A 6,296-nucleotide genomic window follows, 5' to 3' on the forward strand; every position below is an offset into this window, starting at 1 on the left:
TTTCCCCTTTTCTACTCCCAACGTACTTCACTATCAGAAATCCAAAATTTGGCTGCCCCTGTTTTGTTCGACGGCGTTGCTCGCAGGACTGATCTGAAGACCGATCTTCACCGCACTGAAACGCACGTCGTACATAACATTGCACCGCATGAAAAACTTAAACATCGGCTGGAGCATCGAGTCTATATCGTGGTTTTCGTGGCATGACGACCTCATGAACTGAACATGCTGAAGCGGTTCCTTAGCCAATCTCAGTATCAACGTAAACCTATATTGGATGGCCTCTATTTACATCATGCCGCCTCCCATTCCACCTCCTCCATATCCTCCGCCTCCATATCCTCCGCCTTCAACCGTCGCGTTCCCTCCACTGCCCTGCAAATCACCGGGATCGAGTAGTCCTTCGGCGGCGAGTTGGACCGATTGCAGCTGCAACTGCACGACACGATCCTTTGCTTCACCACGACGTTTCAATTCCGATTCAAGCTTTTCGATTCCCTTGCGGAGTTCGTCCAGGTCTTTCTGTCGCTGGGCCATCATGCGATCGTACTTTGCCTCGAATGCGCCTCGGATGTACTCGCGCAGTTTCTCTTTCTGCTGATCGCTTTTTGCTTGCCGCAGCATCGTAATGGCACGCTGCAAGCCTTGGCGAAATTGTTGCTCGAGGTTTGGTGGCGGTGCTTCCATGCCGTATCCGCCCATGTCGTATCCACCCATGCTACCTGAGTCCATGCTACCTAAGTCCATGCCACCATCCATCCCACCGCCCATGCGGTCGCTTATTTCTCCGCCGTACATGCCGCCCATGCCCATCATGTCGCTGCTGCCTGGCGGAATGTCAAATGGGTTGGGAACTGCAGTTGATTCGACAACCTTCGATGAAGGCGTCTTTTTTGATTCTTCCGTTTGACAAATCCCGATGGTCGCGACGAGCGAGAGTGCGGCGATAACGAAAAATCTCATAGGTGGTATCCTTTCGGAAAAGGGAAGAGTGAAATGGAGCGTCGTTTTGAGTTTGTTGGATCGGAGGGTCTAGCGCCACTTCACGCGGCGACTCGTTTTGATTCGTCCTACTTTTGGTCTGCTTTGTCGATTAGATTTCTTAGTCTGCTTACCTGTTCCCGCCATTGCCTGTCATCAAAATCGAGCAGCGGTAGTTCGTTGGTTGCAGCTATTTGCTGAGCCCGCTGAAGCTTTGCTCGCAGCGAACCGAGACGCGATTCGACCTGATGTGCATCCATTTCAGTTGCCATCTCGATCTGTTTTGACGCCTGTACGACATACGGGCTAAACTGTTCGCTCGAATTCGCAGCGCGCAAAAATGGATTATCTTCGGTTTGTTGCACAATGATTGGCCGATAGACAACGGCGTCCTTTTTAGGCTGCCTATGGTTCCATAGCGTTACAATCAGCAGCAACGTCGTGAGGACAGTGAGTGTTCCGTAGAGTGTTCGGCGGAATTTTTTGTTCATCGGTAGTGTTGCGATAATGCCATCGTGTAATTCAGTTTGTGAATTTTCCAACTTTTGGACCACTGATCCGCAATCGATCGGACGTTTGGACGGTTTGCGAGAAAGCAATTGATGGACCAACGCGACAAAGCTTGGTGGCAGATCATTGCGTAGACTTGCTAACTGCTTTGGCTCGTCGTTGACGATCTTGTGCAGCACGGCCAACGTGTTTTCGGCATCGAACGGAGGTGCTCCGGTGGCCAAGAAGTACAACACGCAGCCAAGGCTAAACAAATCGCTGCGCCCGTCCAATGCTTCCCCGCGTGCCTGTTCGGGACTCATGTAGTGAGGCGTTCCGGCAATCACGCCTGTTCGCGTTAATGTCGCGCTATCGGCGGCTCGAGCCAATCCGAAGTCCGTAATCCAAACACGATCAATATTCTTGCCAACCAGCACATTCGCTGGCTTGATGTCTCGGTGAACCAATCCGCGGCGATGTGCCGCCGCTAATCCTTCGGCCAACTGCACCGCGACTCGCAGAATCGTTGCAACGTCGGGTGACCCGTTCGCTCTGACCCATCGCTCAAGCGTCGTGCCTGAAATATATCGCATCACCAAATATGGCAGTTTTGCATCCGGTTCAACATCGTAAATCGGAACAACATTCTCGTGGGCAACACTGGCCGCCGCTTGGGCTTCACGAGCAAATCGCTCGCGTGCTGGAACCGACGCGGCCCACTCGGGTGCCAGAACCTTCACCGCCACACTACGGTGCAGATCACTGTCGTAGGCCCTGAACACAACTCCCATTCCACCACGTCCCAACACCGCTTCGACATCATAGCGTCCGATCCGCCCAAGCATTTCGGGGTGTGAGGCTGAGTGCAAAAAGCTTAAGTCGATCGGTGCCAGCGGGTGAGTTTCATGATCTTCATCGACCGGGTCAATCGGTTGATTCGACAACCACTCTTTCGCCTCGCCCCACCATTCTCGATCGCCACCGAGTTGCATCAACGTTTCGCGGCACTGTGAGCATGATTCAACGTGCTGCAGGATCGATTCGGCTTCGGCACCGGGTTCGGTATCCTGCCTGACTAAGGTCCAAAGCAGCGTATTGTCACAATTCATTATTTGCCTAAGTCGTTGTCATGCGAATGCATGTCTACTTGCCATTGCTGCACCGCTTGACGCAGTCTGGCCATCACACGGCTACGGGCAACGTACACCATTCCTTCACGGATCCCTAAATCGGCGGCAACCTCTTTGGTCGATTCACCACGAACGCTTGTTCGGTGAAACGCCTTCCAAGTTACTTCGCTCACCTGATGACGCACTTTTTCTGCTGCCCAGGCGAACAGCTGCTGTTTCTGTTGCCAATCCCAAACGCTCGCCGACGACGATTCACAAGCCCGCTGATCCAACCAACGATGAACGTTCGTGTCGCCGGAGCCCTGGGCCTGACGCGAACGGCGGGCTAAGTGGTCAACCAATTTGTTGCGAGTAATCGTTGCCAACCACGACCGAAACGCTCTCGGCCGTTCCTCAGCCGAAAAATCTGCAATCGCTTTGGAAACACCCAGCAGCGTTTCTTGAACCACTTCCTCTGCATCCGCATTCTGCAATCCCCAACGTGACGCCAACCGATACAACATTGGCTCGTAAATCTCTAGAAAATCGGTCCATGCAGCATCGTCAGCTGGATTACCCAACCGCAAAATCAAACTGGCACGTGTCTCCGGATTGTTCATCAATTGCAATTCCTCTCATGAATATAATCCTAGCGTATTGCCAAACCTTGCGCGAAATCCGAGAAAAAAATCGCGACTTGCCGTTGGCGCCGGGATCTACGCAACATCTTGCTCAACGAGCTTCCGCTGGGGAACCAAATCGTCACACGATAACAAACATTCGCCTGATAACTGATGTCGGACAAATCCGTACCACCGAAACTGATTTCCACGTCAATCTTAAACGGATACGTTGAATGCTGAGTTGGGTTTGGTAGCTGGTTGATCGGCAGGAAAGAAAAGGGGAAGTTCCCGAGAGCATCGAGGTTTTGATGCGTTTACCGTTGGTGTTGAGCCATGAGTTGCGAGGGTCGTTCCATTAGCAGGTGAGAGCAATGGAATTTGGCTAATCGTTAGTCGGTGAAGTCCGAGTCACCAGATCGTCAAGGACTGCTTCGAACGATAAACTATCTCGAATGTCGTGGGGTCGAGTCTGGGACAGACTCGGCTGGGTCGGTCTGTCCCAGATTGAAACAGTGACCAACCACTTCGATCAAGTATTCGCGAAAAGCACTGAAGCCCAAAAACCATGATTGAAATCGGCCGGACGTATAATTTAAACGTGGTTAAGGAGACGGAATTCGGATTCTATTTGGATGCCGAAGATCTAGGCGAGATCTTGCTTCCCGCAAAGCATGCTCCGGAAAATTTGAGTATCGATGATACGGTTGAAGTCTTTCTTTACCTGGACTCGGAAGATCGCCCCATCGCGACCACTCAAACTCCCAAAGCGGAGGTTGGCGAATTCGCGTATTTGGAAGTAAAAGACAATACTCAAATCGGTGCGTTCTTAGATTGGGGATTGGACAAAGACGTTTTGGTCCCGTTTGCGGAACAGCATCGACCGATGACCGTGGGCGATTCCTACATCGTGTTTCTGTATCTCGATAACCAAGATCGGATCGCTGCGACATCAAAGATTGATAAAGTCGTTCTGGAAGATGACCAGCACGAGTTTCGTCCGCAGCAGACGGTCAATTTGATTATCGGGAACAGTACGGAATTGGGCTTCAAAGCGATTGTGAATCACAGCCATTGGGGCTTGCTGTACAAAGACGAAGTTGATCAACGGCTCAGTTTTGGGCAGAGCATTCGAGGCTATATCAAACAGATTCGCGAAGACGGAAAAATTGACTTGAGTCTGAAAAGTGGTCAGCAAATCCGCGACAACTGCAGTCAAGTGATTCAAGATTACTTACGCGATCATAACGGGTTTGCGCCCGTTCATGACAAGTCTCCTCCAGCTCAGATTTCCGATCTGCTTGGGATGAGCAAAGGACAGTTCAAAAAAGCGATCGGTGCCCTGTATAAACAGAGAGTCATTACGATTGAAAAGGATGGAATACGATTGGTTTGATCGCCTTGTCAGACTGTCGGTGTCCAAAGTCGTCGGCAGATTAAACGAAGTGATCAAGGCCGATCGGCTCGACTCTTGGCAAACGTTTGTCTGATGCAACACGACCAGTCCGCGACCTTCTGGCCCGCGACCTTCTGGCCCGCGACCCTCTGGCCCGCGACCCTCTGGCCCGCGACCCTCTGGCCCGCGACCTTTTGGCCCGCGCGGGTCAGGTTACCGATAATCCGACGCCAAGGGCCGTACTGTTTGGAGTAACTCCGGTCATAGGTCCGCTTCAGTTTTAAGATCCGCCAATTGCCGTTGGTCAGTGCCGTCGAAACGAGTGGCACTTACGTTAGGAATATCCTGAAAGGATGAAAGCGATTAGCCGGTGGTTTGAGCGCAGCGAACACCACCGGAAATGTAATCCCCCGACTCACCGACACCGAAAGGGATTCTGAATTCGATTGGGTTGATCCACTGGATTCTCTCGCTCAAACTTAAATTGGACCAATCGCCGCTGTGGCAGCGTGCGGCGTGGTTGAGAATGTACCGCGGCAAGCACGGCAAGCACGGCAAGCACGGGGCCAACTCACCCCAGGTTTCACCCTCTGTTTCAGGAGGCAGCAAAACGCGGGCAGCGGGCGGGCGTCAACCGTTTTTCAATTGGTCCTGTCGGTCCATTTCTTCTTTGTAGGCAATGTCGATCATGTGCAGGACAGAAACGGCATCGGCTGCCTTCGTTGGAAATTTAAATTTGCCGGTCAGTTTCAAATCGGGGGTCAGTTCCAGGGTGGACGCACACTAAGTCGTTGGTATGCCAAGGACTTTGGCAAGGAACTCGGGGTTCCATCCGGCCATGCGTCGTCGCATCGCAATACTTTCCTTGTCGTCGACTTGCTTGAGAAGGCTGATCGCGAAGCGTTTGAGCCAAGCTAAGTTGTCGCCTAGAACTCGATTGCGAACTCGGTTTTCATCTTCTCGGAATGTTACGTCGAGACACCAGTGCAGGGTATTTTCAATTCCCCAGTGACCGCGAACGCAGGCTGCGAATCGCTTCACTCCCAGCTTCAATGAACTGATGTAGTAGCGCACATCACTGGTCCACCTATTCCCGCTTTCGCTCATCCGAATAACCACGCCGATTGTTTGCATGCCCTTCCACTTCTTTCTACCAACCAGATCGTCGGGAACGGGAAGTTGGTAGTAGATCAGTTTGTCTTCACGACCGTGACCTTTGGCTGTTTCAGTGTGCTTGCGAGCAACTACGTTGGCAAAGTCATTCTCCATATGCCTCACGACGAAATCGATCACAGCGTCATGCAGAGTTCCTTGATTGCCCTTGAGCGCCAAAACATAGTCACCGTGGCCGTCAATGATTTTCGCTGCGATATTCTTTTGGCACCCTGCTGCATCAATCGTGACCACCGACTTCTTGATGTCGATTTGGTCCAACAGATCAGGAATGGCGGTGATTTCGTTCGATTTCTCTTCGGTCGCCAATTGCCCCAAGCTAATTCCACGTTGCACCGCCCAAGCACTGACCAAGAACAGCGGCCCAAGTCCAGCGGCTCGATCGTGGCTACGACGAACGGCCTTACCATCAATCGCGACGACATCCAATTCACTCTCGGTACGTTTCCCGGAAAGACGTTTAATCCAACACTCAAAACATCTCTGAAAGGCTGCCGGCTTGAGCGTCATCAAGACTCGTCCGATCGT

Annotated in this window: 5 protein-coding genes; 1 reads left to right on the forward strand and 4 read right to left on the reverse strand. The window is 52.0% G+C overall.

The annotated features are described in order from the left end of the window. Positions 1 to 288 precede the first annotated feature (288 nt). The 3 genes from CA13_RS26915 to CA13_RS26925 all read right to left on the reverse strand — a co-directional run bounded on the left by CA13_RS26915 (position 289) and on the right by CA13_RS26925 (position 3,199). Entirely contained in the window at positions 289 to 963 is a 675-nt protein-coding gene (locus CA13_RS26915; protein WP_146401975.1) for a hypothetical protein, read from the reverse strand. 107 nt (positions 964 to 1,070) lie between these two features. After that, the gene (locus CA13_RS26920; RefSeq protein ID WP_146401977.1) at positions 1,071 to 2,579 is read right to left on the reverse strand and encodes a serine/threonine-protein kinase; all 1,509 of its coding nucleotides are present in this window, start codon (positions 2,577 to 2,579) and stop codon (positions 1,071 to 1,073) included. Beyond that, positions 2,579 to 3,199 carry an RNA polymerase sigma factor gene (locus CA13_RS26925; RefSeq protein WP_146401979.1) on the reverse strand — a complete coding sequence of 207 codons (621 nt, stop codon included), beginning with the start codon at positions 3,197 to 3,199 and terminating at the stop codon, positions 2,579 to 2,581. Before CA13_RS26925 ends, CA13_RS26920 begins: the two co-directional genes overlap by 1 nt. A gap of 568 nt (positions 3,200 to 3,767) precedes the next feature. Here CA13_RS26925 and CA13_RS26930 point away from each other — a divergent pair. After that, positions 3,768 to 4,595: a CvfB family protein gene (locus tag CA13_RS26930; protein ID WP_146401981.1), complete on the forward strand. Its 828-nt coding sequence runs from the start codon at positions 3,768 to 3,770 to the stop codon at positions 4,593 to 4,595. A gap of 783 nt (positions 4,596 to 5,378) precedes the next feature. Here CA13_RS26930 and CA13_RS26935 read toward each other — a convergent pair. After that, positions 5,379 to 6,296, reverse strand: a 918-nt coding sequence (locus CA13_RS26935) for an ISAs1 family transposase (protein WP_146403917.1), incomplete at its 5' end; no start/stop codon positions are given.

Origin of the sequence: Novipirellula herctigrandis (genome assembly GCA_007859835.1) — a bacterium.
Taxonomy (GTDB): Bacteria; Planctomycetota; Planctomycetia; order Pirellulales; family Pirellulaceae; genus Novipirellula_A; species Novipirellula_A herctigrandis.

Bases quoted from the DNA above. Each gene is read 5' to 3' on its own strand.
- CA13_RS26915 (WP_146401975.1), bottom strand. From the start codon at position 963: ATGAGATTTTTCGTTATCGCCGCACTCTCGCTCGTCGCGACCATCGGG.
- CA13_RS26925 (WP_146401979.1), bottom strand. From the start codon at position 3,199: ATGAACAATCCGGAGACACGTGCCAGTTTGATTTTGCGGTTGGGTAAT.
- CA13_RS26920 (WP_146401977.1), bottom strand. From the start codon at position 2,579: ATGAATTGTGACAATACGCTGCTTTGGACCTTAGTCAGGCAGGATACC.
- CA13_RS26930 (WP_146401981.1), top strand. From the start codon at position 3,768: ATGATTGAAATCGGCCGGACGTATAATTTAAACGTGGTTAAGGAGACG.